This is a genomic window from Corynebacterium yudongzhengii (assembly GCF_003065405.1).
In the GTDB taxonomy this organism is placed as follows: Bacteria; Actinomycetota; Actinomycetes; order Mycobacteriales; family Mycobacteriaceae; genus Corynebacterium; species Corynebacterium yudongzhengii.
This window is the reverse complement of the sequence record NZ_CP026947.1, coordinates 1,500,569-1,516,865: the sequence shown is the minus strand read 5'-3', so window position 1 is coordinate 1,516,865 and position 16,297 is coordinate 1,500,569. Positions and strand designations below refer to the sequence as shown.

General features: G+C 64.0%; 12 protein-coding genes and 1 tRNA gene. 7 read left to right on the top strand and 6 right to left on the bottom strand.

The window, feature by feature from the left end:
• Positions 1–10: 10 nt before the first annotated feature.
• Positions 11–2,023: a DEAD/DEAH box helicase gene (locus tag C3B44_RS07030; protein ID WP_108431758.1), complete on the top strand. Its 2,013-nt coding sequence runs from the start codon at positions 11–13 to the stop codon at positions 2,021–2,023.
• A 536-nt stretch (positions 2,024–2,559) separates the two neighbouring features.
• Here the strand turns inward: C3B44_RS07030 and C3B44_RS07025 are convergent.
• From C3B44_RS07025 to putP, 3 genes are all read right to left on the bottom strand, one after another.
• Positions 2,560–3,030, bottom strand: a complete 471-nt coding sequence (locus tag C3B44_RS07025; protein ID WP_108431757.1) for a DUF2269 domain-containing protein — start codon at positions 3,028–3,030, stop codon at positions 2,560–2,562.
• A gap of 132 nt (positions 3,031–3,162) precedes the next feature.
• Complete coding sequence (locus C3B44_RS07020) at positions 3,163–3,801, bottom strand: HNH endonuclease family protein (protein WP_108431756.1); 639 nt, start codon at positions 3,799–3,801, stop codon at positions 3,163–3,165.
• A gap of 55 nt (positions 3,802–3,856) precedes the next feature.
• Positions 3,857–5,437: a sodium/proline symporter PutP gene (putP, locus tag C3B44_RS07015; RefSeq protein ID WP_108431755.1), complete on the bottom strand. Its 1,581-nt coding sequence runs from the start codon at positions 5,435–5,437 to the stop codon at positions 3,857–3,859.
• A gap of 451 nt (positions 5,438–5,888) precedes the next feature.
• On the opposite strand from putP, the gene C3B44_RS07010 reads away from it, so the two are divergent.
• From C3B44_RS07010 to C3B44_RS06995, 4 genes are read left to right on the top strand one after another with little or no spacing between them, the layout of a single operon-like run.
• Positions 5,889–8,981, top strand: coding sequence for a DEAD/DEAH box helicase (locus C3B44_RS07010; RefSeq protein WP_108431754.1), 3,093 nt, complete (start codon positions 5,889–5,891; stop codon positions 8,979–8,981).
• On the top strand, positions 8,974–9,789 hold the full coding sequence (locus C3B44_RS07005) for an SWIM zinc finger family protein (protein ID WP_108431753.1): 816 nt from the start codon (positions 8,974–8,976) through the stop codon (positions 9,787–9,789). The genes C3B44_RS07010 and C3B44_RS07005 overlap by 8 nt, the downstream gene beginning before the upstream one ends.
• A gap of 19 nt (positions 9,790–9,808) precedes the next feature.
• Positions 9,809–10,945, top strand: coding sequence for a metallophosphoesterase family protein (locus C3B44_RS07000; RefSeq protein ID WP_108431752.1), 1,137 nt, complete (start codon positions 9,809–9,811; stop codon positions 10,943–10,945).
• 1 nt (position 10,946) lies between these two features.
• Positions 10,947–13,580 carry an AAA family ATPase gene (locus C3B44_RS06995; protein ID WP_108431751.1) on the top strand — a complete coding sequence of 878 codons (2,634 nt, stop codon included), beginning with the start codon at positions 10,947–10,949 and terminating at the stop codon, positions 13,578–13,580.
• 3 nt (positions 13,581–13,583) lie between these two features.
• Here the strand turns inward: C3B44_RS06995 and C3B44_RS06990 are convergent, their stop codons facing one another.
• Positions 13,584–14,099, bottom strand: a complete 516-nt coding sequence (locus tag C3B44_RS06990) for a YceI family protein (protein ID WP_108431750.1) — start codon at positions 14,097–14,099, stop codon at positions 13,584–13,586.
• 186 nt (positions 14,100–14,285) lie between these two features.
• Between C3B44_RS06990 and C3B44_RS06985 the strand changes: the two genes are divergently transcribed.
• Positions 14,286–14,804, top strand: a complete 519-nt coding sequence (locus C3B44_RS06985) for a MarR family winged helix-turn-helix transcriptional regulator (RefSeq protein WP_108431749.1) — start codon at positions 14,286–14,288, stop codon at positions 14,802–14,804.
• 98 nt (positions 14,805–14,902) lie between these two features.
• A complete protein-coding gene (locus C3B44_RS06980; protein WP_108431748.1) occupies positions 14,903–15,109 on the top strand; it encodes a PspC domain-containing protein in 207 nt (68 codons plus the stop codon).
• 72 nt (positions 15,110–15,181) lie between these two features.
• Here C3B44_RS06980 and C3B44_RS06975 read toward each other — a convergent pair whose 3' ends face one another.
• Positions 15,182–15,472, bottom strand: a complete 291-nt coding sequence (locus C3B44_RS06975) for a muconolactone Delta-isomerase family protein (protein WP_108431747.1) — start codon at positions 15,470–15,472, stop codon at positions 15,182–15,184.
• A gap of 733 nt (positions 15,473–16,205) precedes the next feature.
• Positions 16,206–16,279 (bottom strand) — tRNA-Arg (locus tag C3B44_RS06970).
• Positions 16,280–16,297 lie beyond the last annotated feature (18 nt).

Sequence of the window (16,297 nt, the reverse complement as noted above, 5' to 3'; positions counted from 1 at the left end):
TGCCAGGGCAATGAGCATTACCGATGAAAACGCCTCCGGCGGCGTCAACGAGCCGGATAACTACACTACGTCGGAATCTCAGGACAACTCGCAGGGTGACGCAGCTCAGGCTGCCAACGACACCAGGGATGCGAACGCTTCTGAGTCCACCGGCTCCGCACAGGCAGAAAACGCCGACGCGGACAACGACAACCAGGGCGCCAACGCAGAATCCTCGGCCGACGAGGCCGCTGCCGAAGACAACGCCACCACCAACGGATTTGCTGGACTCGGCCTTTCGGACAAGGTCCTTGACGCCGTGAAGCGCGTGGGCTTTGAAAACCCTTCGCCCATCCAGGAACAGACCATCCCGCTGCTGATGGAAGGCCGCGACGTCGTCGGCCTCGCCCAGACGGGTACCGGCAAGACGGCCGCGTTCGCGCTGCCGGTCTTGTCGCAGATTGATATCGACGACCGCAGCCCCCAAGCCCTCGTCCTCGCGCCGACCCGCGAACTCGCCTTGCAGGTCGCCGATTCCTTCCAGTCCTTCGCGGACCACCTCGGCGGGGTCGAGATCCTGCCGATCTACGGCGGCCAGGCCTACGGCATCCAGCTGTCTGGTCTGCGTCGGGGCGCGCAGGTGATCGTCGGCACGCCGGGGCGCGTCATCGACCACTTGGAGCGTGGCTCGCTCGACATTTCGAATCTGAGCTTCCTCGTGCTCGATGAGGCCGACGAGATGCTCAACATGGGCTTCCAGGAGGATGTCGAGCGCATCCTCGAAGACACCCCGGACGACAAGCAGGTCGCTCTGTTCTCGGCCACCATGCCGACGGGCATCCGGCGCATCTCGGGTCAGTACCTCGACGACCCCGTCGAGGTCACCGTCAAGTCCCAGACGCGCACCGCCACCAACATCGAGCAGCGCTACCTCATGACGGCGCACCGCAACAAGCTCGACGCGATCACCCGCATCCTCGAGGTCACGGACTTCGACGCCATGATCGTCTTCGTGCGCACCAAGCAGGAGACCGAGGAACTCGCGGACAAGCTGCGCGACGCCGGCTTCTCGTCTGCCGCCATCAACGGCGACATCAACCAGGCGCAGCGCGAACGCACCGTCGATCAGCTCAAGGACGGCCGCCTCGACATCCTCGTGGCGACGGACGTGGCCGCCCGCGGCCTCGACGTCGAGCGCATCTCGCACGTGCTCAACTACGACATCCCGAAGGATACCGAGTCCTACGTCCACCGCATCGGCCGTACCGGCCGCGCCGGGCGTAGCGGCGAGGCGATTTTGTTTGTCACTCCGCGCGAGCGCCGCATGCTGCGCTCGATCGAACGCGCCACCAAGGCCGAGCTCGAGGAGATGGACCTTCCCACGGTCGACGAGGTCAACGAGTCCCGCAAGAAGAAGTTCGCCGACAAGATCACGGAGTCCCTCGAGTCTGACCAGGTCGAGATCTTCCGCAGTCTCGTGCGCGACTACGCCGAGCAGAACGACGTTCCTATGGAGGACATCGCCGCCGCCCTCGCCGCTCAGGCGCAGGCAGGCGACGAGTTCCTCATGAAGGAACCGCCGCCGGAGAAGCGCCGCGGCCGCGAGCGCGAGGATCGCGGGCGGGGCGGCAAGGGCCCGCGGCGTGACGACGGCGATTTCGACCTCTACCGTCTGGCCGTCGGTAAGCGTCACCACGTGCGCCCAGGAGCCATCGTCGGCGCGTTGGCCAACGAGGGTGGCCTAAGCTCCCGCGACTTCGGGCGCATCACCATCACGCACGAGAACTCGCTGGTCGAGCTCCCGAAGAACCTCGACCCCTCGTTCTTCGATCGCCTGCGCGATACCCGTATCGCCGGCGAGCTCATCAACATCGAGCGTGACTACGGACGTCCGCCCCGCAAGGGCGGACCGCGTGGCGGACGCGGTGGCGGTGGCCGTGGTGGCGATCGACGCGGCGGCGGTGGACGTGGTGGTCACCGTAAGGGTGGCGACCGCGGGCGTGGTGGCCGCGGTGGAGATCGCGGTCGCGGAGGCCGGCGCTAGCTGGATGTGGTGCGGAAGCGTCGACGGAACCGCCCGCCGGCTGGGGCTGGGTCTGGGTGCTCTTATTCGCATGCGGCGCTAACGCAGGTCGAAAGCAGTCGCCCCTAAAGGAGTGCTCGTTTCGACCTCGTGGGACTCCTTTCTGTGGGGCTCCTTTCGACCAGGCGTACGAACGCGGTACTGCTTGATGGCTGCGGGGGTGCTTGACGCTCTGCGGCTCGTGGCGATCTGGAGGCGCTGCGAAGCCGCCCTCGACCGGAGCTGATTACTCTTGTTCGCATACCGCGCTAACGCTGGTCGAAAGCAGTCGCCCCTAAAAGAGTGCTCCTTTCGACCGTGCACCCTCTCCTTTAGGGGAGGGCCCTTTCGGCCCGGCGTGCGAATGCCCGGCCACCAGCGCTTTGACCAGCAAAAAGGCACCCCAGAAACCCCAGAACCCCCAGAACCCCAGAACCCCCACAAAACCAAAAGCCCCGGCCACTCTCGCGAAGAGGAACCGGAGCTGTCAGTTTCTAGCGTAAAGCCGCCGAGAAAACCTAGATGTACATCAGCACCAGCATGATGATCCACAGCAGGTTGAAGATGCCGCTGGAGATGGTCAGCTGCTTCTTGAGCTTGACTGGGCTGGCCTTCTCCTCAGAGACGGTGGCCTCGCCGGGGGCGAGCAGGCCGGCGGCGGCAGCCATCTTCTTCTGCTTCGGGATGACGAAGAAGAGCAGCAGCGCCCAAGCGATCACGCCGAGCAGAAGGGCGGTGTGGTACTGCGGCTGGGAGGCGTAGGTGTCCCAGTCCGTGAACAAAAGCGTGATGCCGAACAGTGGGACGAGCGCCGAGAGGTAGCCGTAGAGGGTGGACATGCGGTGGGTCGAGCGGGCGATTCCCTCGTTGGCGGTGTCACCGTTCGAGGCGGCCAGCGCCGCCTTCGGGAACACGGAGGTGCCGTAGGTGACTGCGCCGAGGAAGAGGATCGCCGCAGCGACGTGAAGGAACACGAAGATCGTAGACATGAAAGCCTTTCGACAAATTGGGGTGGGGGAGTACAAGGCTCGCCCGAGTGCGCCTAGCTGTGCCCGCCTCCCACCACGAAGCACCACGAAGCACCACGAAGTAAAGAGTACGGGCGTATTGCACGCCCAACTCTAATAAATCTTGAGCAATTCTGATAGTCGACACTGTCGGCGCATCGCCGCGATGTCGTCGGCGGGCAGCGGCAAGGAGTAGCGCACCGCCACCACCGCGATGCGCCGGGAATACCAGCAGCGGCGGTGGCGGTCTGTGGGTAGCCAAGAGCTCGGCAGCTGGTCGGATTTTGCGCGGTTTTCTTCCGCGGCCGTCGCAACGAGATTGATTGGGTCGTTGGCGAACTGTACGCGGGTGGCCTCGTCCCAGCGGTGCGCGCCTAAATCCCAGGCGGCGGATAAGGGGATGACGTGGTCGATCTCGACGTCGTCTGGTTCCAGCGCCAAGCCTGTATACGGGTCCGTGGCTGTGCCGGTGGCGGTGCAGGGGGCTTGGTGGTCGTCGAAAAGCTCCAGCATCGCAGCCTCGCGCACGGTGCAGGCCCCGGCGCTGCCCCAGCCGGAGCCGAAGGCCTCGCGCTCGTAGCCGAGCACGCGCTGGCGCAGGGGGATTTCGGAGGTGTGGGAAATAAGCGTCGATAAGCGGGGCAGCGACGGGTCGGTGACCGGGCGCAGTTGAGGCCAGGCAAGCCATAGGCCGTATAGCACCGTGGCCACCACCAGTAGATAGGCGAAAAGCCGGGTCCACGTCAGTCTCATGTAGTGATGAGACTGACCGGACCCGGCAGGAGGTTCCAGACGAACCGGCGAAAGCCTAGTTCGTGCGGTTGTCCTCGGCGTCGATGCGCTCGGCTTCCTCGGAGAAGTCGATGTTCTCATCGACCTTGACCGCGTTGGAGAGCTTCGCGGCCTGGTCGAACTCGATGCGCACGCGCTCGTCGGGCTCCTTGGTCATCAGGGAGACGACGACCATGAGGATCGTGGAGACGATGACGCCTGGGACGATCTCGTAGATGACGTCGCCGAGGAACATGCCCCAGATGATCGCGGTGATCGCACCGCTGACCATGCCGACGATAGCGCCCGGTGCGGTGAGACGCTTCCAGTAGAGGCTGGCGATGACCAGCGGGCCGAAGGCCGAGCCGAAGCCGGCCCAGGCGAAGCCGACCAGGCCGAGGATGGAGTCGCTCGGGTTGATCGACAAGAGCAGGGCGATCGCGGCGATGACGACGACGGCGCCACGGGAGAGGAACACCAGGAACTTATCCGACGGGTTGGTCTTGGTGACCATGCGGTAGAGGTCCTCGATGAGCGAGGAGGAGACCACCAGCAGCTGGGAGGACATGGTGGACATGATGGCCGCCAGCACGGCGGTGAGCACCAGACCCGCGATCAGCGGGTGGAACAGGATGCGGGACATGTCCAGGAAGATGGTCTCGAAGTTCTCCTGGTCGGTGACCTGGATGTCCGGGTTCTGGCCGAAGAAGGCGGTACCGATCATGGCGACGAACAGGCCGCCGATGAGCGACAGGCCCATCCAGGAAATGCCCCAGAAGCGGCCAGCGCGGGCATCCTTCGGGGAGCGCAGGGCCAGAAAGCGCACGACGATGTGCGGCTGGCCGAAGTAGCCGAGACCCCAGGCGAGGTTACTGATGATCACGGCAGCGGAGACGCCGGCGAACATGTTGAAGTAGGTCGGGTTACCTTCGTCGCCGTACGGGCCGTACGCGTTGTCGGTGGCCCAGGTGAACATGTCGGACGGGTTGTCGAGGGCGAACAGCGCCATGATGGGCACGATCATCAGCGCCATGAACATCATCAGGCCCTGGACGACGTCCGTGTAGGAGACCGCCAAGAACCCACCGAAGAAGGTGTAAAGGATGGTCACCGCGGCGACGATCAGCATGCCGGTGAGGTAGTTGCCGTCGAAGGTCGCCTCGAAGTAGCGACCGCCGGCGACCATGCCGGAGGCGACGTAGAAAGTGAAGAAGAAGATGATGATGATCGCCGCGATGGTGCGCAGAAGGTGCGACTTGTCGCGCAGGCGGTTCTCGAAGAAGCTCGGCATCGTAATCGAGTTGCCGGCGATCTCCGAGTAGGAGCGCAGGCGCGGCGCGACCAGCTTCCAGTTAGCCCAAGCGCCGATGGTCAGGCCGATGGCCATCCAGGCCTCAGCCAGGCCCACGAGGTAGAGGGCGCCGGGCAGGCCCATCAAGAGCCAGCCGGACATATCAGAGGCGCCCGCGGAGAGGGCGGCGACGAACGGCGGGAGCCCGCGTCCGCCGACGGCGTAGTCATCGTAGGCCTTGGTCTGGCGGTAACCCCAAAGCCCGATCAGGAGCATCACCAGCAAATAAATGACAATGGCGATGATAAACCAGGTGGATTCCTGCATAGGAAGTTCCTTCCGAATGTGCAGTGCTCACGTGTGCAAGCGTCGTACAGTGAACGTGGTCATAGTAAATGCCAGCGTGTGTGCATCAAACCGGCATCTATCTCACAGGTTCGCGGTGGCTTGTCGAAGAGCCTGTACAAACCGTCCGACCGTCCGGGTGTAAGACCAGACATGTCGGCGTGAATAAAATAAACCTTTCCGTCAAGATGTCTGAGAAACGACCGCTTGCACAATAACGTAGCCACAGCAGAATGTCAGATGAACGACGTCGAATCAGGGCCTTTTGGACGCTTGTCGACGCCTGCAGGCCCCCTAAATGTGGACACCAGCTCAAAGTTGGCTGTGTATTGGCTGTGCGCGATGATATGGGGAGAAGGCCGTATCGCGTTAAAGACACTGTAGCTTCATACGGCCACTGGCCGCATTCGAGCTCAATGGTAGAAATGTCCCTATGGCCTCTCACCTCCTGCACGGACTCTGGTTGCCGGATAACGGCCTGAACCTGTGGGTCGAGCAGGTTGCGGGCCACCGGATCGTTCTGCCCTCGGTCGTGCCCAAAGGTACGTTTCCCTCGGTCGTGGAAAACCTGTTGGACGAGAGCATGTTCCGCCACCGGGCGCGGGTGGATCTGCAGTCGCCGAAGGGGCGACATGTCCGCCTCGTCATCCCCACCGCAGCGCTGGGGCCCGAGAAGACGATCGAGTGGTTAGAGGCCTTGGCGTATCTCGATCAGGATTCGCCGGTGGCGACGAAGAGGCAGCGCGAGGCTATCGCCCCCGATCTTTATTGGCTGATCCGCGCCTACCGGGGCTTGAGCCGTTTTGTGAAGGCCGGGCGCGTGATGATTCGCATGGTCCATTCCGAAGGCGCGTGGATGCCGCAGTGGCAGCTGGCCACCGGCCTGTCGGAGCGCGGGTGGATCGCCGAGATGGAGGCAGCGGCGCCGGGCATCCTGAAGGCCAATAACCCGCAGCTCAAGGAGAACATACGCGATACCCTCACCCACTTCATCGCCACCGCGATGCTGAAGGGTTTGGAAGAGCGCCCGCGGCCCTATCCCTGGCATGACTTCGCCGCCGCCCTCATCGAGGACCGCCCGCTGCGCCGCGGCGGGTCGAGCCTGATCCGGGCGCTCAACAGCTGGCGGGATTCGATTACGGCGGTGGATTTACAGCTGGTGTTCATCATCGAGGCGCCGGATGACGACGTAGACGTCGACCCGAGCGAGGTCGCCTGGCCGGTGCGGCTCCAGGTGCGCAGCTCCACGGACTCGCCGCGCCCGATCCGGGTGCGCGAGCTCGACGTCGGCAGCGTCGAGCAGCTGCGCGCCGCTCAGCGCCGGGCCATCCAGGTCACCGACATGGTCGATGACCTGCGCCATCCCCGCACCAAGTTCGCGTATCCGGGGTTTAACCCCGAGTCGGAAGGCGACTGGGACGTCTATCTGACCACCTCGGAGATCGTTACGTTTATCTCCAAGGAGGTGCCGAAACTCCAGCGCCGCGGCTTCGACGTCATGCTGCCGAAGGCGTGGACGGCCCAGGAGACGAAGGCGAAGCTGGTCACTAGTTCAGCTGACGACGCCGCCGTGGCTGCGACCACCTCCCAGATCGGCATGGACCAGCTGATCAATTACAACTGGCGCATCTCCGTCGGCGACACCGAGCTCACCGACGAGGAGATGGAGGAGCTCGTCCACTCCAAAACCGGTCTGATTCGCCTGCGTGGGGAGTGGGTGATGGCGAACACCCAGTCGCTCAAGCAGGTCGCCAACTACATGGACCGCCTGCAGGAATCGAGCCAAAAGCGCAAGCGCGAGGCCCTAGAGGAAGCGGCGCAGATGGCCGAGCGGGCGCGCAAAGCCGGCTCGCCGGACGCCGAGGAACTCGCCGCCGAGGCCGAGCGCCTGCGCGAGAAGTATAACGAGGAGTATCGGGCGTTCGGCGAGGTCACCGTCGCCGAGTTGCGCGAGCTCGCTCTGGAGTCGCTTGCCGACGAACCCATCGAATTCACCGGCACCACCTGGCATTCCAGCCTGCTGGGAGATGGCCAGGCCACGGCGCCGGAGCGCGTCGAGATCCCCGAGACCGTCCACGCCGAGCTGCGCGAGTACCAGCGCCGGGGCGTCGACTGGATGTACTGGATGAGCCGCAACAACTTAGGCTGCGTGCTCGCCGATGACATGGGCCTCGGCAAGACCCTGCAGCTGCTCACCGTGCTGGAGATCGAGCGGGTGCGCGAGGAGGCCACCGGCCCGTCGCTGGTGGTCGTGCCGACCTCGGTGGTGGGCAACTGGGCCCGCGAGGCCGCCCGCTTCACCCCGGAGCTCAAGATCATCGTCCACCACGGCACCGACCGCCTGCACGGCGAGGAGCACGCCGACGAGCTCGCCGGGGCCGATGTGCTCATCACCTCCTATGGCGTGGTCGCGCGAGATCATAAGGAGTTAGCGGAGTTCGACTTCGACCACGTGGTCCTCGATGAGGCGCAGGCTATTAAAAACTCGACGACAAGGGCGTCGAGAAGCGTTCGTGCCATGCGTTCGCGCCACCGCATCGCGCTCACCGGCACCCCGGTGGAAAACCGGCTGACCGAGATGCGCTCGATTTTGGACTTCGTCAACCCGGGGGTTTTGGGATCGGCGAGTTTCTTCCGCAACCACTTCGCCCGGCCCATCGAGCGGAACAAGAACGAGGAGATGGCCGAAAGGCTGCGCCGGCTCACCGCTCCGTTTATCCTGCGCCGGCTGAAGACCGACACGACGATCATCAATGACCTGCCGGAAAAGACCGAGCAGATCATCACCGTGGAGATGACCGCCGAGCAGGCCGCGCTGTATAAGGCGCTGACCGACAGCGTGCAGAAGGAGCTCAAGGAGCGCGAGGGCATCGGGCGCAAGGGGCTGGTGCTGGCGACCATCACGCGCATCAAGCAGATCTGCAACCACCCGGCGCACTACTTGGCCGATGGCTCGGCGGTCGCTCCGCGCGGCAAGCACCGCTCCGGCAAGGTCGCCGAGCTGGTCCGGCTGTTGGATATGGCGGTCGAGAACAATCAGCGCGTGCTCATCTTCACGCAGTACCGGGCGTTCGGGGACATCCTCAAGCCCTATCTCTCCGAGCGCTACGGCACCGACATTCCCTTCCTGCACGGCGGGGTGAGCAAAAACGCCCGCGACAAGATGGTCGAGCGCTTCCAGGCCGACGACGGACCGCTGGCGATGCTGCTGTCGCTCAAAGCCGGCGGTACGGGCTTAAACCTCACCGCGGCGTCGATGGTCATCCACCTGGATCGCTGGTGGAACCCGGCCGTAGAAAACCAAGCGACCGACCGCGCTTTTCGCATCGGGCAGGAGAGTAACGTCGCGGTGTATAAGATGATCACCACGGGCACCCTCGAGGAGTCCATCCAGGATATTCTCGACGGCAAGACCGAGCTTGCCGGCGCCGTGGTCGGCGAAGGGGAGGGCTGGATCACGGAGCTCGAGCCGGAGCAGCTCGCCGAGCTCATGAGTTACCGAGGAAGAGAGAGCGCCGATGGCTGAGAAGAACGCACCGCGCAAGCGGGTGCAGCATGACAATGTCATCTACGCCAACTTCGGCGCGCGCCAACGCGTGGAGTCCTCGCAGGATCTGCCGGAGCGCCGCGTCGATAGGCAGGTCTCCCCGGCGGCCGCCCGGGTCATCAACGCCGTCGTGCCCCACGCCGACCAGGGACGGCGTACGCGCGGGCGCGACTATGCGCGCAACGGCAACGTCGTGGAGATCCAGGAAAACAAGGGCGCGATCCACGCCCAGGTGGCCGGCTCGCAGCTCGCGCCCTTTAACGTCACGATGTGGCTGCCGCACCGCGCGCACGAGGACATCGAGGCGGCGGTGCAGGAGCTCAACCGTATCCCCAACGGACTCCAGCGGGCCCAGCGGGGCCAGCTCGACGGCCAGATCCTCGACGAGCTTTTCGCCCAGGAATCGGAGCTGCGTTTCACCTGCGACTGCCCGGATAACCACCGCGTGTGCAAGCACATCGTGGCCGTCGCCGATCGGGTTGCCGCGCGCATCGACTCGGATCCCGGCCTCATCTTCCGCGTGCGGGGCTTCAACCTCTCCAGCATCGCCCGCCGCCTGGAGAGAAGCGTCGAGCACCGAACGACGCAGACGCCCGTACACAGCGATCCGGACTTCTGGGACGGCGGAAAGCTTCCCGACCTGCCGGAGCCCAAGGTGGCCCCGGCTCTCGACGACTCGGATTCCGATCAGCTGCAAAAAGCCATGCGCATGATCTCCTATACCAACATTGACCAGCTGCGCGCCGTCAGCGACATCGAAGACCTCTACGACTATTTGACCCACTAAACCCCGTAGCGAGGACAGCATGCCCGACCTAAAGTTTTTGCACACCTCCGACTTACAGCTCGGCATGCGCCGCTGGTTCTTAAGCGATGAGGACCAGGCGAACTTCGATGCCGCGCGCCTCGAGGCTCTGACGACGCTCGGCCAGCTCGCCGAAGAACACGGCGCCGAATTCATCGTCATCGCCGGGGACGTCTTCGAACACAACTCCTTAAGCAACCGCGTCATCGAACGCGTCAAGGAACAGCTGCGCCGCCTTAAAGTGCCCGTCTACCTCTTGCCCGGCAACCACGACCCGCTGGTAGCCGACAACGTCTTCCTGCGCACCGAGGACCTGGACGGCGTGCATGTCCTCAGCGACAACCGACCCGTAAAGGTGCGTGAGGGCGTCGAGGTCGTCGGCGCGCCCTGGCGCTCCAAGGCCCCGGTCGGCGATCTGGTGGCGGAGATGCTTAGCGATCTCGAGCCCACCGACAACATCCGCATCGGTGTCGCCCACGGCCAGGTGGAATCCCGCAGCCAGGAGATCGTGCCCGGCCTCATCGATCTGGAGACAGTGGAGAAAGCGATCGCCGAACGCCGCCTCGACTACCTCGCACTCGGCGATACGCACTCCACCCAGTCGCTGGGGGCGACCGGCAGGGTGTGGTTTTCCGGCGCGCCGGAGACCACCGACTTCGCCGAGCCCGGCGGCGGGGGAGAGGCCGACTCCGGAAACGCCCTGCTCGTGACGGTGCAGAAAGGCGAGGAGGTGCGGGTGGACGTCGATAAGCTCCCCATGGGTCGCTGGACCTTCGAGGCCCTCGCCGACGACCTCTACGACCGCGCGGATGTCGACGCCTTCCTCGCGCGCCTCGATGCCTACCCGGAGAAGACCACCACCGTCATCAAGTACGCGCTGACCGGCACGTTATCCCTGAGCGATACCCGGTACCTGCACGAGGAGCTAAGCCGCCGTGCCGATGTGTTCGGTGCGCTCTACGAGCGTGTGCGGCTCATGAACCTGCATCTGCAGCCCGGCGAGGAGGAAATCGAGGATCTCGAGCTCGGCGGCGTGGCCGGCGCCGCGCTCCAGGAGCTTCTCGACGACCGCGAGCAGCCCGGCCGCCAGGACGCCATCAACCTGCTGTTCCGTCTCGCCCAGGAGGTGGCGAACTAACATGCGTATCCATTCCTTAGAGATGAGAAACGTCCGCGCCGTCGAGCACTTAGTACTCGATGACCTGCCGGATACCGGGGTTATTGTCATCCACGGTGACAACGAGGAGGGTAAATCGACCATCCTGGATGCCTTACACGTGGTGCTCAGCCAGAAACACAACTTTAAAAACAAGCATGTCAAGCCATTGCAACCGGTCGCTCGCGACGTCCCTATGGAGGTGAGCGTGCGGATGAGCGTGGGGCCGGTGGAGCTGAGCATCACGAAGCGGTGGTTCCGCCGCGTTGGCGCCGAGCTGACGGTGTATGCCCCGCAGCCCGCCAGTTATACCGGGGGAGAGGCGGAGGATAAGCTCGCCGAGATCCTCGACACCTACCTCGATAGCCACCTGCGCGACACGCTGTTTCTGCGCCAGAACGAGCTCGACGCCGGCGTGGCCGCCGCGGGCATTCCCTCGCTGGAACGCGCGCTCGACAGCGGCAAGGACACGGACGCCGACGCCGGCGATAGCGACGCGTTCATCGCCGCCGCCCGCGCCGAGTACCTGAAGTATTACTACCCGAAACGCGGCCTGAAAGATACGGTGAAGAAACTCCAGGCCGATCGGGAGAAGGCCGCCGAGGAGCTCGCCGAGGCCAAGCGCGAGGCCGCCGCGATGCAAGACAGCGTCGATCGCGTCGAGCGCCTCGAGGCCGAGCTCAAGCAGGCGAAAACCGAGCTGCCCGAGGCCCGCAAGCACGTCGACGAGGCCACCGCCGAGGTCGAGGCGCTTACCGGCCTGGAAGGCGCGGTGGACAAGGCCGCGGAGGTCAGCGAGCGGCGCCGCGTCGAGCTCGAGGCGCGCCGCCGCACGGTCACCCAGCGACGAGAACTCGAGAAGCGCTACGCCGAAGCGGAGAAGAAAAGAACAGAGCTTGCCGACGATCTCACCACCGCCATCGAGAAAGCCGAGCAGGAAGGTGAGCAGGTCGATACTTTGTCGGCCGAGCTCGAGAAGGCGAAGGCTCAGCGGGAGGAGATCGGCGAGAAGCTGCGCGAGGCCCGCCGCATCCAGCGGGTGCTCGCCGATCTGCGCACCCGCGAGGAGCTCGCCACCACCGTGGCGCAGCTGCGAGACCTCGATGAGACCGCAGACCGCCTGCGCTCGCGACTGGCGGGGCTGACCGTCACCACTGAGACGGTCAGACAGGCGGAAAAAGCGCGCCGGGAACTCGAGGTCGCTGAGCGCATCCGGGAGATCGCCACCCCGCACCTGGAGCTCAGCGCCAGCGCGGAGACCGAGATCACCGTCGATGACGAGGCGATCACCTTAAGCGAAGACGCCCGCCACGTCGCGCTTCACGACGGCACCACCGTCCACATCGGCGAGGTCACAGCACAGTTTCGCGCTGGCAGCACCGGCGGCGACGATCCAGAGGCGGCTGTGCGCGAGGCCGAGAAGCGGCTGACCGCGGTGCTCGAGGAGGCGGGTTGCGAGGACGTCGAGACGCTGCGGGCGCGCCGGGACGAGCGCAGCGAGGTCGACAGCGAGCTTCAGCGCAACCGCCAGCGCCGCAGCGATGTGCTCCACGGCCGCGACGCCGATGAGCTGCGGGCGAAACTCGCGCATCTCGACGAGGTCCTCGACGATGACTCTGCCGTAGTAGAGCGCGACGAAGACGAGCTCGCCTCCGAGGTCGAGACCCGTGAGGCCGAGTTGAGCGAGGCAGAAGAGGCCGTACGCCACGCCGAGGTGGCGCTCGAGCCGATCCGCAGCCGCAACGCGTTTCTCGAGCGGACCCGCATCCAGGCGCGCTATGAGGGCGCGGAGGAAGAACGCGATCGCTTGCACGAAGAGCTCACCGCGCAGCGGGAAGAGGCAGGCCTCGAGGAGCTGGAGGAGTCGGCGGCGCAGGCTGAACAGGCCCGCGACGAGGCTATTGGGGAGCTCAAGCGCCTGCGCGAGAGGCTCGCCGCCGCCGATCCGGAGGGCAAACGTGGGCTCTTAGAAGCGGCGCGGGCGCGTCTGGAGTCTTTACAGTCGCGCATCTACGACCACGAATTAGAGTGCGCCGGTCTCTCCAGCAGCATTGAACAGGCGGCGGGCGTGGCGGAAAAGGTCGACATCTGCGCGTCTAGAGACGAGACGCTGAAGCGGGAGTTGCATAGCACGCTGCGCCAGGCAGAGGCCGCGAAGCTCGTCTACGAAACCCTGGTTAAGCACCGTTCTCAGACGTGGGAGCGCTACGCCCAGCCCTATGTCGACGAGCTCAGCCGGCTCGCGCGCCCCCTGTTCGGCGAGGACGTCTCTTTCGGGCTGGACGAAAACTTGCGGATCACCGGGCGCACGATCGGGAACGCAACGGTGCCGCTTGCGGAGCTTTCCGGCGGTACGGAGGAGCAGCTGGCGATCTTGTCTCGTTTCGCGATCGCCTCGCTGATTGCCCGCGGCGACGAAAAGGTCGGCGCCCCGCTGGTGGTCGACGACGCCTTGGGCTCGACTGACCCGGGCCGTTTGCAGCGGATGGGTCAGCTCTTTTCGAAGCTGGGCCAAGACACCCAGATGATCGTGCTGACCTGTTTCCCGCAGCGCTATGACTGGGTGCATCCGAAGACTCAGTATCAGATGACCCAGCTCAAAGCGGTGGAGGATTAAGGCTTACTGCTTGATGGCGGAGCCTTCGATCTCGATGGTGATCTTGTCGGAGACGAGCACGCCACCGGAGTTCAGCGGGGCGTTGAAGTCGATGCCGAAGTGCTTGCGGTTGATCTGAGCCGAGGCGTCGAAGCCCACGCGCACGTTGCCGAAGGGGTCTTCTTCCTGGCCGAAGATCTCCACATCGAGGGTGACCGGCTTGGTGGTCTCCTTGATGGTGAGGTTGCCCTCGAGCGTGCCGTTGTCCAGGTCGACCTTCGTGGACTCGAAGGTCATCTCCGGGTACTTCTCGACGTCGAAGAAATCCTCGCCCTTGGTGTGGTTGTCACGGTCGGCGTTGCCGGTGTCGATGGAGGAGGTCTTGACGACGACCTTCACTGCCGGATCGTTATCCGAGTTGATCTCGGCGTCCCAGTCGGTGAACTGGCCGCGCACCTTGGTGACCATGGCGTGGCGGGCGATGAAGCCGATGCGGGTGTGGGTGTTATCCAGCTGGTAGGTGCCTGCGTAGTCAGACATGGGATGCTCCTTTTGTTGGTCTTGGTTTGTTTTGACTTGCCGCGTCATCTGCGCGACTGAGTCCTACTGTACACGAGGTTGGTGATGTGTCAACTAATTAATTTCACGTTGTGTGAAAACTAAAGAAACCGCAGCGTGTGTCGGGAAAAGTTGGGGATTACCCCGGGAGGCGTTAGGGTACATTGCGTGACTGATCAACCTCGCTGGCTTTCCGACGAAGAACAATCCCTCTGGCGACTCATTCTGGCCGCCACCCGGAAAGTCGACCGCGTCATGGACGAGACGCTCCAGATGGGCAGCGAGCTCTCGGTCTCGGAGTTCTCGGTCTTGGTCAGCCTCTCCGAGTCGGAGACCGGCTGCATGCGCCTGCGCGAGTTGTGTGCTTCCCTCGACTGGGATCGCTCGCGCACCTCGCACCAGATCACGCGCATGGAGCGCCGTGGTCTCGTCACCAAGCGTAAGAGTGAGGGCGACGCCCGCGGCGTGGTCGTCGAAATTACCGACGACGGTTCCGAACGCCTGCGCACCGCCGCCCCATCGCACGTGGAATCCGTGCGCCGCGTGATGTTCGACCACCTCACCGAGCAGCAGTCGGATACCCTCCGCGCGATCCTAGAGCAGGTCATGGCCGTCGATAATGTGCCCGGCACCGAGGGCTTGTGTGGCCCGCTCTACGGCGGCGAGCCGGAAAGCAAGACCCCGTAGGGGGGAAACTCGGGGTTCTACCCGATGTGTGGCGGGCGGCCGCGGTGATTGCATAGAAAGTGCAGAGATCACCGGAAACGTCGAGGAGACGAGTTGCCATGAGCCACCCACACAGCCTGCCCTACTCGGAGCGTCGCCTGATGCGCTCCCATACCGATTACTACATCGCCGGCGTGCTCGGCGGGTTCGCCGAGACCTACGGCGTCGATCCCACCTTGGTGCGCATCCTGTTCGCGGTAGGAACGTTGATGAGTTTCGGGGTGATGGTCCCGCTCTACCTCGTGGCCTGGGTGGTTATGCCTTGAGTTTTTTGAGGAAGCGTAAAGGCCTCCCCAGTATGACAAGGGGAGGCCTTCAGCGTATCGCGAGCGTGCCGACTAGTAGTCAGTGTGCTCCGTGCGGTTCGGGTGGGTGGTCAGCGGCGTCATCTTGATGTTCATGTACTTAAACATCGGGAAACCGGACATGACCTCCTGCAGGTGCTCGTTGTCGCGCACGTCGTAGATGGAGTAGTTGGAGTATTCGCCCACGACGCGCCAGATACCCTTCATGACGCCCTCCTTCTGGAGGTTGCCGGAGTACTCCTTTTCCCGCTTCTGGAAGTCAGCGACCTCCTCCGGGGTCAGGTTGTCGGGGAAGTGGACGTCCATACGTGCCAGAAACAGCATGGCGAACAGACCTTTCTATCGGGTGACGTGTCTGGGTCAGTAGTGTAGTCGTTCGCCTATCGGCTGTGTGTGCGCATAGCGCACGGGGGTGGGTTTGTGATGGTCGGGCTCATTCGTCTGGTTGCGCAGTCAGTTGGTCGCCGATAGGTCACGTGTATGACTTGTGGTGGTCCAGTGGTTCTGACCGCCCGTGGTATACCGAGTCGGGGCTTCCGGGCTTTCGGGGTTCCGGGGTGGGGAATCTAGTGGGCGTGGCAGGCGAGTGCTTGGTTTCCGCGGGATTTTCTATACAGGGGAACCTGGAAACGAAGTGCGGTGCTTTCATTGGCATGATGCGCTTGCGCTGGTCGAAATCAGGTCTATAGAAAGGAGTCTCGCGCGGTCGAAAGCAGGACTCCTTTAGGGGTGGGGCCTTTCGACCAGCGATAGCGCCTTATGGTCGGGAGGGTGCGGGCAGACCGTGGGGATTTGCCGGAGAGGTCGATGGGGTGGATGGGCTTGGTGTGACCGTGCGCCGGGCGGCTAACCCCGATTTCCCGGCCTGGCCTCATGGTGCGCTTGCGCTGGTCGAAATCAGGTCTATAGAAAGGAGTCTCGCGCGGTCGAAAGCAGGACTCCTTTAGGGGTGGGTCCTTTCGACCGGGCGCGCGAGGTGCGCCGCCGCAGCGCCGCCACCGCATACAGCGCTAGCGCAAAGCGCACAACCCAAAACCCAAACCGCAACAACAAAGAGTGTCCCCGACAGGATTCGAACCTGCGACCCCTGGTACCGGAAACCAGTGCTCTAATCCTCTGAGCTACGGAGACAGTCAAGCCGCACGAACC